Annotated in this window: 18 protein-coding genes and 1 pseudogene; 11 read left to right on the top strand and 8 right to left on the bottom strand. The window is 49.3% G+C overall.

From position 1 onward, the window contains the following. Positions 1–8 precede the first annotated feature (8 nt). Positions 9–1010 carry a ubiquinone anaerobic biosynthesis protein UbiU gene (gene ubiU / locus SIL79_RS00680; RefSeq protein WP_039034872.1) on the bottom strand — a complete coding sequence of 334 codons (1002 nt, stop codon included), beginning with the start codon at positions 1008–1010 and terminating at the stop codon, positions 9–11. 140 nt (positions 1011–1150) lie between these two features. Here ubiU and ubiT point away from each other — a divergent pair, with 140 nt between their 5' ends. The 3 genes from ubiT to SIL79_RS00665 all read left to right on the top strand — a co-directional run bounded on the left by ubiT (position 1151) and on the right by SIL79_RS00665 (position 2987). Then, positions 1151–1669, top strand: coding sequence for a ubiquinone anaerobic biosynthesis accessory factor UbiT (gene ubiT / locus SIL79_RS00675; RefSeq protein WP_039034871.1), 519 nt, complete (start codon positions 1151–1153; stop codon positions 1667–1669). 240 nt (positions 1670–1909) lie between these two features. Further along, positions 1910–2200, top strand: coding sequence for a hypothetical protein (locus tag SIL79_RS00670; RefSeq protein WP_319618896.1), 291 nt, complete (start codon positions 1910–1912; stop codon positions 2198–2200). Positions 2201–2792: 592 nt separating this feature from the next. After that, positions 2793–2987 carry a hypothetical protein gene (locus tag SIL79_RS00665; protein ID WP_162207308.1) on the top strand — a complete coding sequence of 65 codons (195 nt, stop codon included), beginning with the start codon at positions 2793–2795 and terminating at the stop codon, positions 2985–2987. Between the two features lie 322 nt (positions 2988–3309). Here the strand turns inward: SIL79_RS00665 and SIL79_RS00660 are convergent, their stop codons facing one another. Continuing rightward, complete coding sequence (locus tag SIL79_RS00660; RefSeq protein WP_039036082.1) at positions 3310–3801, bottom strand: glutathione peroxidase; 492 nt, start codon at positions 3799–3801, stop codon at positions 3310–3312. A gap of 119 nt (positions 3802–3920) precedes the next feature. Between SIL79_RS00660 and SIL79_RS00655 the strand changes: the two genes are divergently transcribed. Beyond that, on the top strand, positions 3921–5291 hold the full coding sequence (locus SIL79_RS00655) for a magnesium transporter (protein WP_215774123.1): 1371 nt from the start codon (positions 3921–3923) through the stop codon (positions 5289–5291). 109 nt (positions 5292–5400) lie between these two features. Here SIL79_RS00655 and SIL79_RS00650 read toward each other — a convergent pair whose 3' ends face one another. After that, on the bottom strand, positions 5401–6384 hold the full coding sequence (locus tag SIL79_RS00650) for a DUF4382 domain-containing protein (RefSeq protein ID WP_071477228.1): 984 nt from the start codon (positions 6382–6384) through the stop codon (positions 5401–5403). Between the two features lie 498 nt (positions 6385–6882). Here SIL79_RS00650 and SIL79_RS00645 point away from each other — a divergent pair, with 498 nt between their 5' ends. Beyond that, positions 6883–7398 carry a GNAT family N-acetyltransferase gene (locus tag SIL79_RS00645; protein ID WP_039036085.1) on the top strand — a complete coding sequence of 172 codons (516 nt, stop codon included), beginning with the start codon at positions 6883–6885 and terminating at the stop codon, positions 7396–7398. Between the two features lie 229 nt (positions 7399–7627). Then, positions 7628–9295: a GGDEF domain-containing protein gene (locus tag SIL79_RS00640; RefSeq protein ID WP_039036090.1), complete on the top strand. Its 1668-nt coding sequence runs from the start codon at positions 7628–7630 to the stop codon at positions 9293–9295. A 117-nt stretch (positions 9296–9412) separates the two neighbouring features. Here SIL79_RS00640 and SIL79_RS00635 read toward each other — a convergent pair whose 3' ends face one another. Further along, on the bottom strand, positions 9413–12532 hold the full coding sequence (locus SIL79_RS00635) for an NAD(P)-binding protein (RefSeq protein ID WP_215774124.1): 3120 nt from the start codon (positions 12530–12532) through the stop codon (positions 9413–9415). Positions 12533–12749: 217 nt separating this feature from the next. On the opposite strand from SIL79_RS00635, the gene SIL79_RS00630 reads away from it, so the two are divergent. Continuing rightward, entirely contained in the window at positions 12750–13253 is a 504-nt protein-coding gene (locus SIL79_RS00630; RefSeq protein WP_143078467.1) for a GNAT family N-acetyltransferase, read from the top strand. A gap of 64 nt (positions 13254–13317) precedes the next feature. On the opposite strand, the gene SIL79_RS00625 is transcribed toward SIL79_RS00630, so the two are convergent. Then, positions 13318–13824 carry a GspH/FimT family pseudopilin gene (locus SIL79_RS00625; protein ID WP_039036087.1) on the bottom strand — a complete coding sequence of 169 codons (507 nt, stop codon included), beginning with the start codon at positions 13822–13824 and terminating at the stop codon, positions 13318–13320. 105 nt (positions 13825–13929) lie between these two features. Beyond that, complete coding sequence (locus SIL79_RS00620; RefSeq protein WP_319618895.1) at positions 13930–14451, bottom strand: GspH/FimT family pseudopilin; 522 nt, start codon at positions 14449–14451, stop codon at positions 13930–13932. A 343-nt stretch (positions 14452–14794) separates the two neighbouring features. Between SIL79_RS00620 and glnB the strand changes: the two genes are divergently transcribed. Beyond that, complete coding sequence (gene glnB / locus SIL79_RS00615; protein WP_025009956.1) at positions 14795–15133, top strand: nitrogen regulatory protein P-II; 339 nt, start codon at positions 14795–14797, stop codon at positions 15131–15133. Between the two features lie 263 nt (positions 15134–15396). Here glnB and SIL79_RS00610 read toward each other — a convergent pair whose 3' ends face one another. Next, positions 15397–15894, bottom strand: coding sequence for a hypothetical protein (locus SIL79_RS00610; RefSeq protein ID WP_054744774.1), 498 nt, complete (start codon positions 15892–15894; stop codon positions 15397–15399). Between the two features lie 338 nt (positions 15895–16232). Between SIL79_RS00610 and SIL79_RS00605 the strand changes: the two genes are divergently transcribed. The 3 genes and pseudogenes from SIL79_RS00605 to SIL79_RS00595 all read left to right on the top strand — a co-directional run bounded on the left by SIL79_RS00605 (position 16233) and on the right by SIL79_RS00595 (position 18915). Beyond that, positions 16233–17207: a transposase gene (locus SIL79_RS00605; protein ID WP_221050622.1), complete on the top strand. Its 975-nt coding sequence runs from the start codon at positions 16233–16235 to the stop codon at positions 17205–17207. Between the two features lie 212 nt (positions 17208–17419). Next, positions 17420–17686: pseudogene (locus SIL79_RS00600) on the top strand (hypothetical protein); the annotation flags it as partial. 23 nt (positions 17687–17709) lie between these two features. After that, complete coding sequence (locus SIL79_RS00595) at positions 17710–18915, top strand: IS256 family transposase (protein ID WP_117199825.1); 1206 nt, start codon at positions 17710–17712, stop codon at positions 18913–18915. A gap of 537 nt (positions 18916–19452) precedes the next feature. Here SIL79_RS00595 and SIL79_RS00590 read toward each other — a convergent pair. Next, on the bottom strand, positions 19453–19833 hold the full coding sequence (locus tag SIL79_RS00590) for a hypothetical protein (protein WP_071477379.1): 381 nt from the start codon (positions 19831–19833) through the stop codon (positions 19453–19455). Positions 19834–19960: the final 127 nt, after the last annotated feature.

Below are 19960 nucleotides of genomic sequence, written 5' to 3'. Positions count from 1 at the left end.
AAAACTTCCTATTGCCAGCTGCGCTCGTAGGCACCCAGCGTAGTGGTTTGTCCCTCGGATACTTTGGCCAGTGCGGCATGCCATTCTGGTTTGGATTGGAACCGCTCAGGCGCATTCTGATAGGTGTCCAGTGCCTGGCGCCAAACCCGGGTAACTTGTTCCACATAGGCGGGGCTGCGTTGGCGACCTTCAATTTTGAGCGACACTATGCCAGCCTGAGCCAGTTCCGGCAGTAAGTCCAAAGTATTGAGGCTGGTGGGGGATTCCAGCAAGAAGCCTGGCTGGCTGTCTTCTTCGGTCAGATATCGTCCCTTACATACCACAGGGTAGCCCATCTGTTCATTCAACCCCGAGCTGTCAATCAAGACTTCGTTGAGACGGGTCTGGCGACAGCCTTGATTTTCCTGCCAGCGCACATGTTTTGCCGGTGAGCAGGAACCTCCTGAGTTGGGAGATTCCCCGGTCACATAAGAAGATAATTGACAGCGTCCTTCGGCCATAATGCATAGACTGCCGAAGGCGAACACTTCCAGGTCAACCGGGCTGGCTTTGGCGAGATCCTTGACCTGCTTGATGGAAAGCACTCTGGGAAGTACGGCGCGCTCAATGTTGAATTCTCGCTTATAGAGCGACAAGGCGCCGATATTGGTGGCGCTGGCTTGTACCGACAAATGCAACGGCAGGTGAGGGTAGTGATTATGGGCATAATCCAGCAGCGACAGATCGGCCATGATCAGCCCATCAATATCTGTGTTGGCGGCCAGATCGACGGCTTGATACCAGCGTTTCTCTTCACCCGGCTGCGGAAAGGTATTAATAGTCAGATACAGTTTGCGCCCTTGTGACTTTACTTCTTTGGCTGCCTGTTGCAGCTTGGTCGGTGTGAAGTTCAACCCGGCAAATGAGCGGGCGTTGGTATCGTCTTTCAACCCCAGATAGAGGGCATCGGCGCCGGCGTTGAGAGCGGCCTTGAGTGAAGCCAAGTTCCCGGCCGGACACAGGAGTTCCATGTTAACTTTCTCCCTAATTGCAAACAAAGCAGCAGTTTATCGACCTTTGGATCTCATAGAGTTGATATAAAACAGGTTTATAACCATAAAACTTAGTTAGACTGCCAGAGTTTGGGCTTTTTTATCAGGAGTAACTCAAGATGCGCACGGCTTTAGCCGCCAAGGCGGCGCGCGATATTCTCACCCTGGCTCCCAAGTTGGCCGGGAAACCGCTGAATTTGGTTCCTTTCACTATCAAGGCGGGTGTACTGCAACAGTTGTTGGCGGTATTGCTTAGCGAGCAGGTTCAGGATGGCGAGTTGGATTTTCTTGAAGACCAATGGGTTGGCGTCCGGGTCGAGGATATGGAATTGGCATTTGAAGTCAGCTTCAAACAGGGCTTCAAGGTGCGACCTTTTACGGCTCCGGAAGTCACTTTCAGTGCCAATAGCGCCGAACTCTTGCTGGTGGCAGCCGCCAAAGAGGATCCGGACACTCTATTCTTCCAGCGCCGACTGAGTATAGAAGGCGATACCGAATTGGGACTCGAGGTTAAAAACTTGCTGCTTGGCATAGATGTTCAAAGTATGCCAAAGGGGTTAAAACTAGCGCTGGATAAATTGGCTAATATGCTGACCACGCTTCTGCAAAGTTCACAAGCATCGCCTCAATGGGCCTGACAAGCAGTAAAATAGAGACATAAAAAAAGCGACCCATTTGGGTCGCTGTCAGAGTTCAATCTAAACTCTGGATGGTGCGCTAGAAACCATCTTGAAGGGAGGATAATGATGAAACACTCGGTTCACTAATTCTGACTACCGATTTTTCCGCGAGTTCCCGCACCAAGCAAAATAATTCATTTTATTTGTTTCACTCCGAACAGTAGATTCCAGAAAAGTCTGCCATATTATGATGTTGCAGTGAGTTTGACTCAGTCTTTTCATTTTCTTGAATGGCAATATTGGCATCAACTATTTATTTACCTGGGTGAGTTGAGCAGCAGGATAAAAAAATGGCAACCCAAGGGGCTGCCATATAAGGTCGTACAAAAAGTCGTGCAAAGAATGAAAACCCGCTGCGCTAGCGCCGGGCTCCCATCCAAGGGAGGTGATGATGAAACACTTGAAAAAGGTTCTGTTATTCAGAGTCGGCTTTGCCGAAAAAGTTTCCTGGAAAGAGAAATTTTTTTGCTGACCTTGGTTTGCGCCTGAAAAGCGGGGATAAAAAAATGGCAACCCAAGGGGTTGCCATATAAGGTCGTACAAAGCTAATTCGTACAAAAGTCGTGCAAAGAATGAAAACCCGCTGCGCTAGCGCCGGGCTCCCATCCAAGGGAGGTGATGATGAAACACTTGAAAAAGGTTCAGCTATTCAGAGTCGGCTTTGCCGAAAAAGTTTCCTGGAAAGAGAAATTTTTTTGCTGACCTTGGTTTGCGCCTGAAAAGCCGGGATAAAAAAATGGCAACCCAAGGGGCTGCCATATAAGGTCGTACAAAGCTAATTCGTACAAAAGTCGTGCAAAGAATGAAAACCCGCTGCGCTAGCGCCGGGCTCCCATTCAAGGGAGGTGATGATGAAACACTTGAAAAAGGTTCTGTTATTCAGAGTCGGCTTTGCCGAAAAAGTTTCCTGGAAAGAGAAATTTTTTTGCTGACCTTGGTTTGCGCCTGAAAAGCGGGGATAAAAAAATGGCAACCCAAGGGGTTGCCATATAAGGTCGTACAAAGCTAATTCGTACAAAAGTCGTGCAAAGAATGAAAACCCGCTGCGCTAGCGCCGGGCTCCCATCCAAGGGAGGTGATGATGAAACACTTGAAAAAGGTTCAGCTATTCAGAGTCGGCTTTGCCGAAAAAGTTTCCCTGGTGGATAAATTTTTTATCTGCGACATGCCAAGCATGATTAAAGGCAAGTCTCCAAACAGCATGAAAATAGAGAATAAAAATGGCAGTCCAAAGGACTGCCTAAAAAATGCAGGGGACAAAGATCTTGGGCGCTAGCTCCAGTATCTCAGTCCAAAGGGAGATGATGATGAAACCGTTAAAATCGCTTCACTTATTCAGAGCTATTCGGAGAGAAAAAGTTCAGCCATAAAGAGATTTTTCTTGTGGAGCCGGCAGGCATAAAAAAAGGCAGCCATTAAGGACTGCCTTATGATCTATCGAAGATCAATGGGGCCGCGCTAGAAGCCCCTTAGGGAGAATGATGAACATGAAAAAGTAAATTCACTGCTCACTATGTTGGAGTCTGCAGTGATGTTTTGGTTCCCCCTGAATGGCGAAAAATAATCATGTTTTTTTAATTAGTTTATTTTTCAATTGATTATTTATCCTGTAATAGCTGGATAATCTGATTACGCAGAGCCTCGGGTTTGGTTGTGGGAGCATAGCGCTTGCTGACTTTGCCATGGCGATCGACCAGAAACTTGGTGAAATTCCATTTAATGCTTTCCGAGCCCAACACGCCAGGGGCCTGCTGCTTGAGCAGTTTAAACAAGGGATGAGCATGGGGGCCATTGACTTCCAGCTTGGCAAACAGTGGGAAGCTAACACCAAAATTCAATTCGCAGAAGGACTGGATCTCCTGCTCATTGCCCTTTTCCTGAGCACCAAACTGGTTACAGGGAAAGCCGAGTACCACCAGGCCTTGGTCTTTGAATTCCTGATACAGGCTTTCCAATCCGGCATACTGAGGAGTAAAGCCACAGGCACTGGCGGTATTGACCAGCAACATGACCCGTCCTTGAAATTCGCTGAGATCCGTTTGTTGTCCTTGGATATTCTCAAGTGGGATAGCGTATATTGAGTTAGACATAGTGGCTCCTTGGTTGAAGCTTTACTATATAACACAAACTATATTGTTAGCAATTTATTTGTGCGCAATTTAAGTTTTGACCCAAGCGCATACTAAAAAGAAAGAGAGAGGAGAGTTGAGTGACACAAACAGCAGTCGAGCCGGAGCTTCAACCTCAAGCAGAAGTGGGGCAGGTGGTACAGCAGTTAACGCTATTGGAGGGCGAAGCTCAGGCCGAGGTCTTTGGTGAGATCCTAGAAGAGGCCGATCCTGGCACGATAGCCTTATTGCTGGAATCCTTGCCGCTGGATGAACGCTATGAGCGCTGGAATCAAATAGCCTTCGCTGAGCGGTCAGCTGTGCTCAGCTTGATGCGCGCCGAACCCAGGATGAGCCTTCTTAGGCAGATGTCGGTGGAAGAGGTGGATCTGTTACTGGCGCAACTGTCAGCTGAAGAGATGATCGAATGGAGCGATTATTTGCCCGACAGCTTTATCGATCGTGCTTTGGCGCAAATGGGGGAGCGGCAACGCAAGCGCTATGAGCTTTATGATCAATACTCGGAAAATGAAATAGGTCGTTACACAGAACATCAGGCCTTGGTGCTCAGTAACAAAAGCCGGGTGGAACAGGCGCAGCGTTTCTTCCGCCGTATTGACTTGGATTGCTGCGAAAACCTCTATCTGGTGGATGAGGATAATCATTACCAGGGAACCGTCAGTCGCTATGAGATTTTTCGTCAGGATCCGCAAACCCCGCTTATTTCGCTTATCGAGCCGGACAGCCGGGTATTGTCGGCCGATTCATCCTTGATAGAGGCCGCCGAAGCGATAGAGCACAGCTCAGATATTGAGCTGCCGGTGGTCGATGAAGAAGGCACCTTAATCGGCCGCTTGACGCTGCGAACGGCAACCGCCTTGGTGCGAGAACACTATGAAGCGCGTTTGATGGCCTCGGCCGGTATGGATGAGTCCGATGACCTGTTTGCGCCTATCGTCAAGGGCGCTCGTCGCCGCGCCATTTGGCTCGGGATCAATCTACTGACGGCATTTTTGGCCTCTGCCACCATAGGTTTGTTCGAGGATGTATTGGCAAAAGTGGTGGCGCTGGCGGTATTGATGCCGATAGTGGCCTCTATGGGCGGAATTGCCGGCTCGCAATCATTGACCCTGATGATCCGCGGCATGGCGATGGGACAGATTTCCATAGGAAACCTGTTTTCCTTGATGAAGAACGAGCTTGGGATAGGGGCTCTCAACGGTATTCTCTGGGCCGTACTCATAGGTTTGGTGGCTGGGCTCTGGTTTGACGATAACCTGATTGGTATGACGATTGCTGTGGCTATTTTGGTCAATATGCTGGTTGCGGCATTGGCCGGGGTGGCAGTACCCATGATATTGCAGAAATTTAATCAGGATGCTGCGCTTTCCGGCTCGGTGATCCTGACTACGGTCACGGATGTTGTTGGCTTCTTTACTTTCCTTGGATTGGCAACCTTGCTGTATCTATAGTCGTTAGCTATTTATGTGACAGCATTGACCACTTCTGCAAAGTGGGCTCAATAAAAGACAGTCAAAAGAAAAGGGAGCACAGGCTCCCTTTCACAAAAGGCTTTGAAAGCTACTGGGCGACAATGGCGTTGAAGTCTTGCACTGTATCGGTTTGGTTGCTCAGGGTGACCTGATGCAACTGAGGGGCAGGGTTGGGAATAATAAGACCATCATATTGCTCTGGGTCGTCATTTTCCGCGCTGCAGCTGAAGGCCACTGTATAATCCCCGGCGGGAATAAAGCCAAAGGCGTATTTGCCGAAGTTACCTGCTTCATACTCCACTTCGACCGAGTTATATGGCACTACGGCGCCTTCTGGTACCGCATTCTGGTTGACATCCGGATCCAGGTTATCGGTCAGCAATGCTGGGTCCAGATCGTGGCCGGGATAGAGGTAGACAAAGTTGCCGCTATCGGCAGCACATTCACCTGCGTTGAACAGGTTGATATCTACCTCACCGGACAAGGAAGCCACAGTCGCATTGTTGACTATGGATACGCCGTGGGGCTTGAGGTTATAGCGCTGACCATTTTTGTTTTCCACCAGGCTGCGGCGCAGGTCAAATTCTATGGTGAAGCGCTGGACGCCGGTGCTGTCGACTTCGAAGCTGCCTAAACGCAGCCTGGTACTGGGCTGCTTGAGTGGCACTTGACCGGTTTCGTCGATCACATAGCTGAGATCTGAGCCGGTGGACTCATCCAGTATATGCAATATCAACTGTGAATAAGTGCCGACTTCCAACTCGGCATCGCTGAGGATGAGAGCGCTGTCGCTGCCTTGATACTCCAGCAGATCCAGTTGGCGGTAGTCTTCGCCGTTAGGTCCGGAGACCTCGAGGAAGATGTTATCTTGTCCTTCCCGTACCAGCTCAATTTTGTCAAACGCCACGACCACTTTTTCGGCACTGTCGACCGGGGCATCAGATACGGCGAAGCTAACTTTGGCGGTATTGGGTGTTGGTGTCGGCGGGGTATCATTGTCGCTGCCACCACAGGCAGTCAGCAACAGGCCTGAGCCGCAAAGCAGTGCGATACTTGAAATACGATTTTTCATCTTGGTTCCTCTTGTTGTTCCCGGAGCGTGACAGTGCCCGGTTACCCGGGGTTACTCAGAGAATTGTGTTTGTTGTCTGCCACAAACTCCCTCAATGGGGCTAACATAAGGAAGGTGCAAACAGGTCCTCGTGGCACTCTGGCTTACACAGCAATTGGCGTTCAAGGCATCTGACTGAAGGCATGCCGGGGCCTGTCAAAGTCGGATAACGCAGAGAGCCGGTTGCAGTGTAAGCCCCGAAGGGCGTGGCTTACAGGCCAGTCTGCTGTGTTGTGCTTCTTGCAAAGGACTAAGGCCATTTGCAGCGAATCACGCCTTGCATCCTGGCCTGTAAGCCTACGCAGAGCACACATGGGACCTGTTCGCACCTTCCCGAACTAATTGCGGCTTTTACCTGTAGCCATACGTTAATCTGGTTAAGCCGAGGTTAGGTTTTATGGGGAATGTCCCCTTCGATAGCTCACATATCCGCCAAGTATAGTCACCAAAGGAGTATTTATGCCTAATCCTGCCCAGGAAATCACGGTTTCCCTGGCCCAAAGTCCTGACTTGATTGCTGCCGCTTGCGCTTTGGTTGATAGCCGCGATGATAATGCTCACCCCTTGGATCATCAGGCCTTCATGGCCTCCCGTGCCGTGATAGTGGCGCAAAACGGAGTCGGGGAGCTGGTGGGCTGCGCTGTGATCAAGGCCGGTTGCGGAGATATCGCCGAGCTCGGATATTTAATGGTGCGCCCCGACTATAGACGGCGGGGGATTGCGGCGGCCCTGACCCAAAAACGGATCCAAATCGCCCGGGAAATGGGGATCCGGCTATTGTTTGCTACAGTTAGAGAAGAGAATCGTGCCAGTCGTGATAATTTGCTCAAGTCGGGGATGCAGTTTTGGGGGAACTATCTGAGTATCAGAGGCACAGGCAATACTGTGGGATGGTACTTTTTAGTATTGGATGACCAAGTGGATGTCGCTACAGAAATGCTCAAGTTGGTGGGGGATAGGGTCAGAATCGACTGAAATTACACTTTTTCGTCACCGGAGCGTGGCAAACTGGCATTTCCTGACAGAATTTTATCACGAATGCTGTGAGCTGGATTGCAAAATGTGGTTCACCGAAATAGAGTTAAATCATTAACAATAAAAAATAGATTCAGTGCCTTGGGCGTTTATGTACTCAAGGATAAGGATAGCGCCATGGTCTTGGACGGAAATCGATTTGCCGACAGACAAACGTTCGCCCTTCAATATGGATAAACACCCAGGTTCCCTGCTCAGGCTATTGCTGGCGTTTGTTCTGCTCCAGTTTAGTGTGAGTGCCTGGGCCACTCAGGTGCTCGACAACAGCTACATTCTCAAGGCTGAGCCACAACAGTTGGCACCGACTTCGTTCGAGGCGGTACCAGCCTGGATCCGGGCGCAACAGGAAACCAGCCTGAGTTTGACCGGCGGCAGTTACTGGATGGTGCATCCCTTACGAGTGGCAAGTCGTGAACAGACTTGGGTCATAGACGTACGCAACTCCATTATAGAATCCATAGATCTTTTGCTGCTGGGGCAAGATGGTAGCAAACAGCAAGCCCACTCGGGCTATGATGCCGACTATCAGTATCTGTTTGATTATGGCAGGCGGTTCACCATCAAGCCGGGGATAGATTATTGGCTGGTGGTCAAGGTTGAGAGCCGTTACTACTCATCGGCACCCGAGATCCGCCTGGCTCCTGAAATAGAACACAGGCTCAGCGCCGACAGACATGCCACAGCCGTGGTGCTATGTCTCGGGGGCTTGATTTTTATCGCCTGCTATAACCTGTTCATCTTCTTTACCACCCGTGACAAGGCGTTCTTTTGGTACGGTCTTTATGTGCTGGCTTACTTCGGCGGCTGGGCCTTGACCTTCCACTTGCCCGCGCACTTGTTTCAGTTCCGGCAACTCGAGTTGCATCACCTATTCTTTATCAGCCTGCCCATATTGAACATTTTGTTCTATAACAATTTTCTGCAGCTTTCTCTCTATTCGCCCAAGCTTTGGCGCCTCAGTCGCATCTTGTTGTGGGCCTGTGTGTTGGCTCTGCCCACCAGTATTTGGTTCTTGTCCTATACGGCGATTATTGCTTCAGTGCTTATTATGCTCTGGATTGGACTGGCGATAGTTTGCGGTAATGTCTGTCTGATGAAAGGCTTCTCGCCGGCGCGTTATTTCATAATGGCCTTCAGCTGTTTGCTGCTGCCGGCAATCATCATATTGCCTGGTAACATGGGTATCACCCCGGACTTTTTTGAATATGCCGAGCTGGCAACTTTGCTGGGTGGCACTGCCGATGCTCTGTTGCTGTCCTTGGCGTTGGCAAGTAAGCTCAAACTCTTGTCGGAGGAGCGCCAGGAGTATATCCGCAAGTTGGGTATCGCTTGGGAACGAGCTCGCAGTGATAGCCTTACAGGTCTTGCCAACCGCTTGGCCTATGATGAGAGTCTGGCGGATTCCTGCCTGAGTAGTGGCATGCCCAAGCCGGGATACCTGTTGGTATTGTTGGATATTGAGGGGCTGAAACGGGTCAATGACACCCTGGGACATGGGGAAGGGGACAGATTGCTGTTGGCGGTAGCCGAAGAGCTACAAAGCTGGTCTGAAGCCAAGCTCAAGCCTTTTCGCATTAGTGGCAATGACTTTGCTTTGCTACTGCCGGAAGTCGAGGGGCAGCGACTGCAGAACTTGCTGCCGAGGCTGGAGCAGCGTATTGCCAGTGAAGGTTTTGCCGAGCTCTGTGTCAATCATGGCTCTGCGGCCAGTACAGACAAAGAAACGGTCCAGGATTGGGTCCGCGCCGCTGACAAAGACTTGTATCAGTGCAAGAGTCTGCGTCGTCGTGAGCTGCACGCCAGACAACTGGCCGCAGCCGAAGGCCTGCCCCGCTGAACTCTCGGGGCTAATTTCGGGACTAATTCCTGCGCTAAGTCCGGAGCTAAGTCAGCAGCTCAGTCCAGAGCAAGCTCATAGCTGAGTCGAACCGGCTAAATCTCGCCTGGATGCTTATCAAAAGTCTTCCTCACCCTTGATATGGCGCGGATAGCCACAGATAGCCTTGGAGGTGTGCATACCCGCCATGGTTGCGGCTTCGACGCAGCCCACATTCAGCCCTGTTTTTATCCAATCACCGGTGACATAGAGGTTATCCAGCCCAGTACCGTCTGTGGTGATGCGAAAACGCGAGCTATCTTTCACCGACAACACATACCGCTCGGACGGGTCGACATTGGCACGCCAGTATTGGCTGTCAAAGCGCTGTTGTCCTTGACGTTCCTCCGGATCGTGCAGCCAATCCCAGACAAAGCCATTTTTGGCTTCCGGCCAGAGATTGCCTATTTGATGCTCGAGTTGCCCCAGAGCCCCGGACTTGGCCACGGCATTCATTTGCTGGTTAAAGTCGCTCTGCTCTCTGGGGGGATATTCGGCAACCGGCAGCGCCGAGCAGAAGTAACTGGCATTCTTGACGCGGCCTATCGGCCAGCTTTCTTTGTCAATCAATTGATCCATACTGGCCCAGGTGTCATAGGGTTCGCTGAAGGCCGACAGCACAGGCTCTTCGCCGGAAGCCGGAAAAAGCTGCCAGCCAAGACCGTTGAGATCTGTGTTGAGCCACAACTGATAGGCCTGGGTCGCCACAGTTTGCACCTTGGCCACAGCCTGTGATAGCGCCGGACTTTGGGTCATCACTTCTTTAGCCACATGAGGAACGGCGCCTATGGATAGACCGAAGATCACCTTGTCAAAATCTACCCCCTTACGCAGCTGCTTCACCGGCAGAGCGTGGCCGGTTTCTTGCTGGTACAGCTGCGGCCAATCACTCCAGAAGTGTTCCAGGTTGACCCGGTTTTCGGCAATTAATCTGGCTTGAGTTTCATCCAGTTGTGATAGCAGAGGCTCGCTTGGCCAGCAGCCGAGTCCTTTGACATCCACCAACGGCTGATACTCGCTGAGTCCAGGCTTGAGGCTGGCCTGCTCCACTATCTCTATGCCGCTGACGGATTGCCCCTGACATTGCAGCTGTTGTACCTGGTGGAAGAAGTGAAAATTCACTCCGCGGCGTTTCAACACTTCATAGTAGGGGGTGAATACTGTGTCGCCCATGCCGGCCTGCATTTTCCACATCACGCCCCCTTGGTAGCAGAGGGCAATTCGCAGCATGGAGCGGATTATGGTGCCGGCTTCCACATTGGGGCGGGAGAAATCGCCCTGTTCATAGGCGAACACCAGATCGTAGAAGCCCCTTACCGGTGCCGAATCGACAGTGTAACGCTCGCTGGCGCCATGGCGACGCAGCCATTCGCGGTAGTCATAGCCGTTGATAACATCGAATCCGCCCTTGAATACCCCATCGACAAACATCCCCTTGAGTATGGTCAGACCGAGGTCGGCACCTATGTAGAGGCGCCTGAGCTCGTCATTGCCACTCAAGTGATCGCCAAAGCGGCGCTTGAGACGCCGATGCAGTATATCGACGGCACTCTCGATTAGGCCATCGTCCTCGACAGTGTCGTGGTGGTGATCGTCACACTCCTGGCCTATCAGCTGGTTGAAGCGGCACTCCAGCTTGTCTCCCAGGGTTTCCAGGCTATCTTTGGCGTCATCCAGCGCCTCTTCGATGCGATCGTTCAGGCGTTCAAACCAGTCGCGGGTGAACCAGTCTCTGGGGCTATCCTTGGCCACGGCCTCATCGACTTCATCCATCTGTTTTAGCCATTGACGGATCCAGTAAAAGGCCGCCTTGACCAATTTCCACAGCGTCAGGGTTTCTGTACTGTCGCCGGGGATACCCGGCATGGGCGGGAACTCTATGGGCCAGCTCAGGCTGCGCCCCTCTATCTGTTCCTGCAGCACAATAAAGTTATGGGGCTTGAATGCTTCGACAAAGCTGGCCAGCGGCGCGTCATCCGCTCGCCCCAGTTCCTCATAGGCTTTGCGCATCAGGGCCGCGGCATTTTGGTAGAACCCAAACCAAATATGCAGCCCATGCTCTTCGATACGATCCCCCATGGCGGCATTGCGCCCGGAGGCTCCCTTGCCACCAATGCGCCAGCCCTGTTGATAGATATCTATCTGGTACCGGTTTTGCCAGCCAGGTTGTTCTGTAAGGCACATGGCCGCGGTAATGGCGGCAACGCCTCCACCGAGAATGGCAATTTTCTCTTTTTTGACTATAGAGTTGTCCACCAACACTTCGCCCGGCGGCACCTCAAAGTCAAAGTTCACATGGTAGGGCAGCAACACCTGCTGCTCGCCGAGCTGTACCCCCAGGGTTTCGGCCAGCGGGAAGCTGTCGTTGGCAAAGACTGTGGCCACCAGGGAGTTATCCAGCAGCGACAGATGATGCACCTTGGTGACTCTGGCGGGCGCCTGCAGCAGCGCCTGATATACCGCCTTGGTGCCGGAAGCGTCGGGGAACTGCTTCAGGAAAACTTGCTCCACCGCCGGTTTGAACAGCAGTTCGAATACCTGCTCGGCCCCAAGAGCATCCAGATCGGGAATAAAGTCGGTTTGGGCCTGAATAAAGTCCCAGGTTTGGCCTATGGCTTCCAGTGGCGAGAGGGCATTCTCCTGCTGCGGCCTGCACTTAATCTGGAGCAGTGGTGCCATTGCCAGCTCGGCATCCGGGGAGAATTTTTGAAAACTCTTGGCCGCCAACGACAGTTCTGTCAGCGGCTCATCTACGCCTGGCATCCGGTATTCGCAGGCGTATTTGGGATAACCAAACAGCTCGCGGCCATTGATCAATGCCATCGCATCATTGACCCAGATATGCAGCGGCTGAAACAGAATTTCGCTGATTTCGCCGGAATCTGGATTGGCCTGTTTGCCCACCATCACCCAGGTGATGATATCGGTTTCCTGGATCCAACCCTTGTTGCGATCCACCTCGACACTGGAATAAGCCTTGGCGATTTGAGTGAAAGTTGTCAGTACATAAGGGGACAACACCTTGAAATACATCTTGTTGTTGGCGACCTGGTTCAGGGTTTGGTCGACACTCTGTTGCAAATTGGCAAGCTTGCCCTTGAGGAAAAAGCCGTACATATCGGCCTGGGTTAACACCAGAGGAGAGTGCATAAGCACTGAGCCGGGAGGGTAGATAAAGTCGGGGCGTTGTTCGTTCATGGCGACCATCCTTGTGTACTGACGTTTGCCAGATTTATCTGACTGAATTAGCTGAATAAACCTAGCGTATATTCAGGCTTCTTACAATTACACGTTCGTTGCCGGATATGTGTTCCTTAGTGTAAGCAAGTGTAATAGGTTGCTGCTTGGCAGTGTTACCTTCTCCACTTTCTATGGCTTGGCTGGAGTAAACTTCTCTTGGGATAACAATATATTGATGACTGGACATAACCGCCGGATTGGCGTTAATTTGAGCATGGTGAACAGTTTTTATTACTATCATTGTATGAACCCAAGCATACGCACCGCCAGGTTAAGCGATATTCCTGCCATAATGGCGTTGAGATTGAATGTGCGCGAAAACCGCCTGCAGGATCCCGGGCGGATCACTCAAGCTTGCTATCTCAGCTATTTGACAGGTCGGCGGCGCACTTGGGTTGCAGAGGATGAAACACAACTATTGGGTTTTGTCTGTAGCGATCGTGATGATGCCAGAATTTGGGCGCTTTTTATCGCGCCGGAGTCGGAAGGAAAGGGCATAGGTAAGGCCTTGTTACAGCAAGCGGTTGACTGGCTCCATGCCGGAGGCTGTAGCAAGCTGCAACTCAGTACCGAGCCGGGTACCCGCGCCGAAGGCTTTTATCGCCATCTTGGTTGGCAGTCTCTGGGGCTGACTGAAGAAGGTGAGGTGGGTTTCCTGTTGACTTCACCATCAGATTAAAGTGACTTGTAAGCATGGCTCTGACATAGATTCACTCTACTGAAACCGGCATGACCTCTGTCATTTAAATTGGGCAGGCCAGGCCATCAGCGCCGTATTTGATCATCCCTGAGCTGGAAACCGTCACACTTCTTGAGCCATTGGCTTGCTTGGAAGGGCAATAGATAAAGGTCACTTCGCCTGTGTTGCTTAGGCCATCGGCACGAAAGCCAACATTGCTGCCCACGATGGCATCCTTGCTGTCGATGCCTTCCACTACCCGCAATATTTTTTCGCTGCCTCCGGCCTCGGTATAGACCTTGAGGCCATCATTAAAATTGGCGGCACAACCTGTATCACTCTGATAGCCACAAACTTTCACCTCCATACCATAGCTGATGGCCTGGTTGCGGGCGAAGGACAGGGCTTGTTCAATTCGGCTTATTTCCGACTTACTGCGATAGCTTTCATATAAAGAAGTGAGTGAGGGAACTCCCACAGACAGCAGTATGGCGGCAACAGCAATGGTGACCATGAGTTCGACCAGCGTAAAGCCACGGATTCTGGAACTGGAAAAATGTGCAACAGCCATAGTCAACTCTTCACACGAATAGATTACGCTTAAGTATAAGTGAATGAGTTGTTAATTACAGTAGTCTTTGCAAACCCTGTGCAGTGGTCGTTAATTCCACCAGCATCAACCATCCTGACAACTGATGTTTTTATCCTGAGAGCGTCGAATTCGTCCGGCTTGATTGATTATCAAGGCTTTTGAGTGGGGACTATTAGCCTTACCAGGACAATACTTGAAGGTGCCATTGGTTCCTGACGCCAGTCCATCCGGCAGAAAGCGTATCGCTTTCCGGTTGTACTTGAGTATGTCTTGGCTATCAAAAGCGCCGCTTTGAAACAGCAGCTTGTCGTCATCATCCAGGGTCAGATTACCGTTGCGGTCGCTGAAAACCGTTATCCCTTGCTGCCAGGCATCGGCTTCACAGCGGCCATCCTTGAGCGCACAGACACTGACTCTGACGCCATAACTAATGGCCTGATTACGGGCAAATTGCAGCAGTTTTTGTACTTGTTTTATACCGGTTTGAGCGCGATAACCTTCGTAGAGCGACTTGAGTGATGGCGCCCCGACTGAGGCCAGTATTGCCAGCAGCACCATGGCGACCATGACCTCCAGCAGCGAAAAACCAAGTGGTAAATGACGCATAATCTCATCCTTGAGCATTGGGCGGCCCGCATCCGGCGAACCTGAGTGTTAGTTTAGTCCAGGCAGAGGCTCGGCTCTGGTGTCCTTTTAGATGAGTTTGCACTAAATATTGCACTTGCTTACCTAAGGGATGAATAAGTACACCGAGTTGATCATGGCTACTACTAAAGAATATGCCTGGTTTTTTCATCTGAGCGGACAATCACTTCTTGCCCGCAGTATGTCGTGATAAGCTATTGCGATTGTATCCGAACAAGCAAAATCGCGAGCTATTTCTCCGGTCAAACTGCCGTGGGAATAGTCATGAGTCGCAAAAGAATTCCAAGCCCTAAAGGAGTGCCTGATGAAGAAAGTGGAAGCCATAATCAAGCCGTTTAAACTGGACGATGTCCGTGAGGCGTTGGCTGAGATAGGAATAACCGGTATGACGGTTCTGGAAGTCAAAGGTTTTGGCCGTCAGAAGGGACATACAGAGTTGTACCGTGGTGCCGAGTATATGGTCGACTTTCTGCCCAAGGTGAAGATAGAACTGGTGATTCAGGATGATCTGCTGGAACAGGCACTGGATGTGATTGTTGAAACCGCCCGTACCGGTAAAATCGGCGACGGTAAGATCTTTGTGACCGATATCGAACGCATTATTCGTATCCGTACCGGTGAAGAAAACGAAGAAGCGGTATAAAAACGAATGTAAAAATTAGGTTCATCGCAGATTAGCGTGGACTACAAATGAAAACGGTTGGAGAGTTATTGTTTAGTCGCCAAATAAAAACAATGACCCACTCCAATCGTTGTCGATGTCGAATATTACCTGCACTAGCTCAGACTTGTACTGACAGTGTAGTGGTCAAGTTAATTGGCCACTACAAGCCAATCACACTCAGAACCAAAACCACCGAATGTTCCTGCGTCCGTTTTAGCAGTTTTTTATGTGTAAAACCACGATTATCGTAGTAAAGAAAAATATTTATCCAAGGTGATCTCTGCTACCCAACACTCCAGCGTACCTTCACAGGATAAACCTAATGGATTCAAAGGAGTACAGGCACTTTTGATAGGTACTAGAGAGTTTTCAATTTGATATTCAAAAGTGTAATATTCCGTTTTGTATATGAATTTATCCCCCAATAAACGACCATTCTCATCGTCGTGCCTCATAAAATAACGCGTAATTACGTGGACTTCCTCATCGTTCTCTTCAACTAATTGAGAAACAACATTGGCCATTCCTTCGTAACATTCAAATATTAATTCAGAGAACTTATATTCATTAAAAGTATCAGTCATATTGATAGGGCGAAAATATATATGAGGTCTAAGAATAACACCTTCATTAGAACTAAAAGCCACATTTAATCCACTATGAGGCACTTGTTCATATAAGCTTTTTTTAAGAATCAAATGTTGGTCGAAATATATAACCTCATATAAATCATCACTCATTTACACTACATCTCCTTAACTTGTTGGCAGATTCAAATCCACATATAAAAATCAAGCCACCCACTGTAAAACAATAACTTAATCTTCTTTCTGTCTGCGTTCAAGCACCAGTAGTGGATTTGAGCACCCGGAGGTAGCAAAATGGAGACACCCATAATTCTTGACAAAATCAAAATGAAGACACCTAATCAAAATGAAGTAGCAAAATGGAGACACCCATAATTCTTGACAAAATCAAAATGAAGACACCTAATCAAAATGAAGACACCCATAATTCTTGGCAGGTTTCTCTCACCTTGTCTAGGCTTGAATGGAGCCTTTGAAAAGGAAAGGATGCCATGCCGAGGCCAAGATATGCTCAAGTCAGTCTTGAGGACACTCCCTTCTATCACTGCATCTCCCGCTGTGTACGCCGCGCCTTTCTATGTGGTGTTGATGATTATTCCGGCAAGAGCTATGAACATCGCCGCGATTGGGTTGAATCCCGTCTATTGGAACTGGCGGCAGTGTTCGCCATTGACTTGTGTGCCTATGCAGTCATGTCCAATCATCTGCATTTGGTGCTCAGAGTTGACTTGAAAACCGCCACTGAATGGACATTGGAGCAGGTTTTACAGCGTTGGCATCTGCTTTACAGTGGAACTCTGTTATCTCAGCGTTTTCTGCGCGGTGAAACACTTTCTGATATTGAATATCTCACTCTGCAACAAACCGCTGAAGTCTATCGCCAACGTTTGATGGATATCAGTTGGTTTATGCGGGCGCTCAATGAACCTATTGCCAGACAGGCCAATCGGGAAGACGGGTGCAGTGGTCGCTTCTGGGAAGGCCGCTTCAAATCCCAGGCGCTATTGGATGATGCAGCCGTATTGGCCTGCATGGCTTATGTTGACCTGAACCCTATCCGCGCGGGAATAGCCAAAATCCCGGAAGACTCAGACTATACCAGTATTCAACGGCGGATACGGGCCGCGATGCAAGGCAAAAACACACCTGAGCTGTTACCCTTTGTCGGCAATGAACGGCTGAACATGCCACAAGGATTGCACTTTGATGCCAAGGATTATCTACAACTGGTCGATGATACCGGGCGCATTATCCGCCACGACAAGCGCGGTCACATCACTGCCGGCACAACAACCATTTTGAATCGTTTAAACATCCCTATCGACAACTGGCTCAAGTTAACGACTGATTTTAGCCGTCTATTCAAAGGGCCAGTGGGTACACTGGAATCTCTTACCGACTACTGTATTCACCTACAACGACGACGAAGACAAGGAGCCGCTAATTGTCAGAAGTTGTTTAGCTGAATCCCCGAGGCTCCAAGATATTTCTCTCCAATCGAACTTTATTCGACCTCCATCGTGTCTGAAATTCGACTTTTTCGCTCATTTCAATAACTGAATGGCCCTCAAAAGGTTTGAAAGATGATTTTCTCTCAGTGAAAACATCAGTGTTTCTGTAATCCAGGCAACTAGAGCCTTCACTCAGCTAATAATGGGTGTCTTTGTTGTTCTCTCCGGACCCCAGGTTCAGAATTCATAAACCCGAGGGCGCGATTTTCCTTTGGCTCTGGTTTGAAGGCCTGCCCATCAGTGTCATGGAACTTTATCGCCGCCTGAAAGCCAGGGGCGTGTTGGTGGTGCCCGGGGAGTATTTCTTCTTCGGACTCGCCGAAGAGTGGCCACACGCCGGTGAGTGTATTCGGATGAACTATGTACAACAACCCGAGTTGATGCGCCGCGGCATTGAAATCGGTAGTGTTCATAAATCTGTGTCATTTGAGTAATATACACCCAAAAGGATATTCAAATGACCAAACCTACATTTGACATGGAAGCCGCCATTGAAGCTCTGCGTGCAGGTAAAGACCTGACCGGCAAAGATGGTATTCTCACACCACTCATTAAACAGCTTACTGAAGCGGCCCTCAATGTTGAGCTCGACCAACATCTTGAAGATAAGCAGCCTGGTAATCGCAGAAATGGCAAGACCAGTAAGACACTGAAGACCGCTACCGGTAGCTTTGAGCTGCATACTCCGCGTGACCGAGATGGCACCTTCGAGCCTCAGGTTGTAAAAAAGAACCAGACATACCTGACCGATGAGATGGAGCGGAAAATCATTGCGCTATTTTCACTGGGCACAAGTTATCAGGATATTCGTGCCCATATCGCCGATATCTACGGCATTGAAGTCCCCAATGGCACCATCAGCGCCATTACTGATAAACTGCTACCTGAGCTTCAGGCTTGGCGTGAACGTGATTTAGAAGCCCTGTATCCCATCCTCTGGCTTGATGCTATTCACTATAAAATCAAAGAGAATGGCCGCTTTGTCAGCAAAGCTGTGTACACCATTCTGGCGCTCAATGTAGAAGGAAAAAAGGAGCTGTTGGGCTTGTATATCTCAGACACTGAAGGTGCACATCAGTGGCTAAGTATACTAACCGATCTTCATAGTCGCGGTATTAAAGACATCCTGATTGCCTGTGTTGATGGCCTTAAAGGCTTCCCTGAAGCCATTGAAACCATTTACCCACATACAGAGGTGCAGTCATGCATCATTCATCAAATTCGTAACTCAATGAAATACGTAGCGTCTAAAAACCAGAAGGCGTTTATGGCTGATTTAAAGTGTGTCTATAAAGCCACAACCCTCAATGCAGCTGAGATGGCGCTGGACGAGCTGGAAGCCAAATGGGGCGACAAATATCCTGTGGTCATCAAGTCCTGGCGCAACAAGTGGGCGCTGTTATCGACCTATTTTAAGTACCCGGAATACGTGCGTAAGGCTATCTACACCACGAACGCGGTTGAGGCCGTACATCGTCAGTTTCGTAAACTGACGAAAACCAAGGGTGGTTTTGCCAACGAGAACAGTTTACTCAAACTGCTCTACGCCGGTATATTGAAGGCTCAGGAGCGGTGGTCACACCCGATTCAAAACTGGAATTTAACGCTATCTCAGCTGTCCATCCATTTTGAAGGACGACTGGATGCTCACATCGATCTGTGATTTTTAACGTGACACAGAATTTTGAACACCCTCTTGAAATCATCGCCGAAGAAGTTAATAAGGCTTGGGCGCAGCTTGGTTGAAACCAAGGTTATTATCGCAGAGTTGCTTGCTGTGAGTTTCAAGCAACTCTGCTGTAGCGTTATGAATCGCCACTAGTTTTCCAGACACCTTTTAGTTAGATAAACTCGCTAATTGTCAGAAATTGTTTAGCTGAATCCCTGCGGCTCCCAAGTATTTCTCTCCAATCGAACTTTGTTCGAACTCCATCGTGCCTGAAATTCGATTTTTTGCACTCATTTCAATAACCGAGCACCCCTCAAAAGGCTTGAAAGATTATTTTCTCTCAGTGAAAACATCAGTGTTTCTGTGAGTCAGGCAACTAGAGCCTTCACTCAGCTAATAATGGGTGTCTTTGTTACTTACTGATGGGTGTCTTTGTTACTTCTCGCTTGTTAAAGGGCAAAATTTGGTTGGCTATAATCTTGAGCGGAGCGAAATCAGCCAACTGAATTTTGTCCACTATTCAACAGCTTGTTAGTTGCGTTTTGCAAACTGCCACCAATCCCTATTTGCATAGAAAATCCAACTCAAATTTTTAGGAACCACATATAGGAATAGGATATCAGTGGAACTCTGAAATCTATCAAAGCTTTCCCAGTTCAATTCAAATTCAGCGTTTAACCTCTTAGTTAAGCCTGTACTTGTGTATGTTCTTTCAAACGTCTCAAACGCATAAACAGAGATATTATTTGAATGCTCAGAGGTGGAAATGAACACTGCATCAAATTGCTCTTTAGATAACCAATTATGGTCGTCTGAGTTAAATCCTTTAGTAACCAACCAGTCATTATCAATTAGGTTAATTTCATGGTCACCATCCAAAACTAAAATGCTTTTCAAATTATCGAAATTCATTTGGATACCAGTAAGCAACTAACGCCGCATTAAGGTGTGAGCAACGCTACCACGACACTTAACCATACCACCGTAAACACAAAACCCAACGATGGAATGAAAAATGCCATGCGTTGGGAATCACTCT

This window comes from Shewanella indica (genome assembly GCF_033842865.1).
Lineage (GTDB): Bacteria > Pseudomonadota > Gammaproteobacteria > Enterobacterales > Shewanellaceae > Shewanella > Shewanella indica.
Note: the sequence above shows the minus strand (reverse complement) of the source record. Positions and strands in the feature narration are given on the sequence as shown.

Excerpts from the sequence above, each read along its gene's own strand:
- glnB (WP_025009956.1), top strand. The coding sequence starts at position 14,795 with ATGAAGAAAGTGGAAGCCATAATCAAGCCGTTTAAACTGGACGATGTC.
- SIL79_RS00650 (WP_071477228.1), bottom strand. The coding sequence starts at position 6,384 with ATGAAAAATCGTATTTCAAGTATCGCACTGCTTTGCGGCTCAGGCCTG.
- SIL79_RS00625 (WP_039036087.1), bottom strand. The coding sequence starts at position 13,824 with ATGGCTGTTGCACATTTTTCCAGTTCCAGAATCCGTGGCTTTACGCTG.
- SIL79_RS00635 (WP_215774124.1), bottom strand. The coding sequence starts at position 12,532 with ATGAACGAACAACGCCCCGACTTTATCTACCCTCCCGGCTCAGTGCTT.
- SIL79_RS00630 (WP_143078467.1), top strand. The coding sequence starts at position 12,750 with ATGACTGGACATAACCGCCGGATTGGCGTTAATTTGAGCATGGTGAAC.
- ubiU (WP_039034872.1), bottom strand. The coding sequence starts at position 1,010 with ATGGAACTCCTGTGTCCGGCCGGGAACTTGGCTTCACTCAAGGCCGCT.
- SIL79_RS00665 (WP_162207308.1), top strand. The coding sequence starts at position 2,793 with ATGAAACACTTGAAAAAGGTTCAGCTATTCAGAGTCGGCTTTGCCGAA.
- SIL79_RS00605 (WP_221050622.1), top strand. The coding sequence starts at position 16,233 with ATGCCGAGGCCAAGATATGCTCAAGTCAGTCTTGAGGACACTCCCTTC.
- SIL79_RS00595 (WP_117199825.1), top strand. The coding sequence starts at position 17,710 with ATGACCAAACCTACATTTGACATGGAAGCCGCCATTGAAGCTCTGCGT.
- SIL79_RS00590 (WP_071477379.1), bottom strand. The coding sequence starts at position 19,833 with ATGAATTTCGATAATTTGAAAAGCATTTTAGTTTTGGATGGTGACCAT.
- SIL79_RS00610 (WP_054744774.1), bottom strand. The coding sequence starts at position 15,894 with ATGAGTGATGATTTATATGAGGTTATATATTTCGACCAACATTTGATT.
- ubiT (WP_039034871.1), top strand. The coding sequence starts at position 1,151 with ATGCGCACGGCTTTAGCCGCCAAGGCGGCGCGCGATATTCTCACCCTG.
- SIL79_RS00645 (WP_039036085.1), top strand. The coding sequence starts at position 6,883 with ATGCCTAATCCTGCCCAGGAAATCACGGTTTCCCTGGCCCAAAGTCCT.
- SIL79_RS00660 (WP_039036082.1), bottom strand. The coding sequence starts at position 3,801 with ATGTCTAACTCAATATACGCTATCCCACTTGAGAATATCCAAGGACAA.
- SIL79_RS00640 (WP_039036090.1), top strand. The coding sequence starts at position 7,628 with ATGGATAAACACCCAGGTTCCCTGCTCAGGCTATTGCTGGCGTTTGTT.
- SIL79_RS00620 (WP_319618895.1), bottom strand. The coding sequence starts at position 14,451 with ATGCGTCATTTACCACTTGGTTTTTCGCTGCTGGAGGTCATGGTCGCC.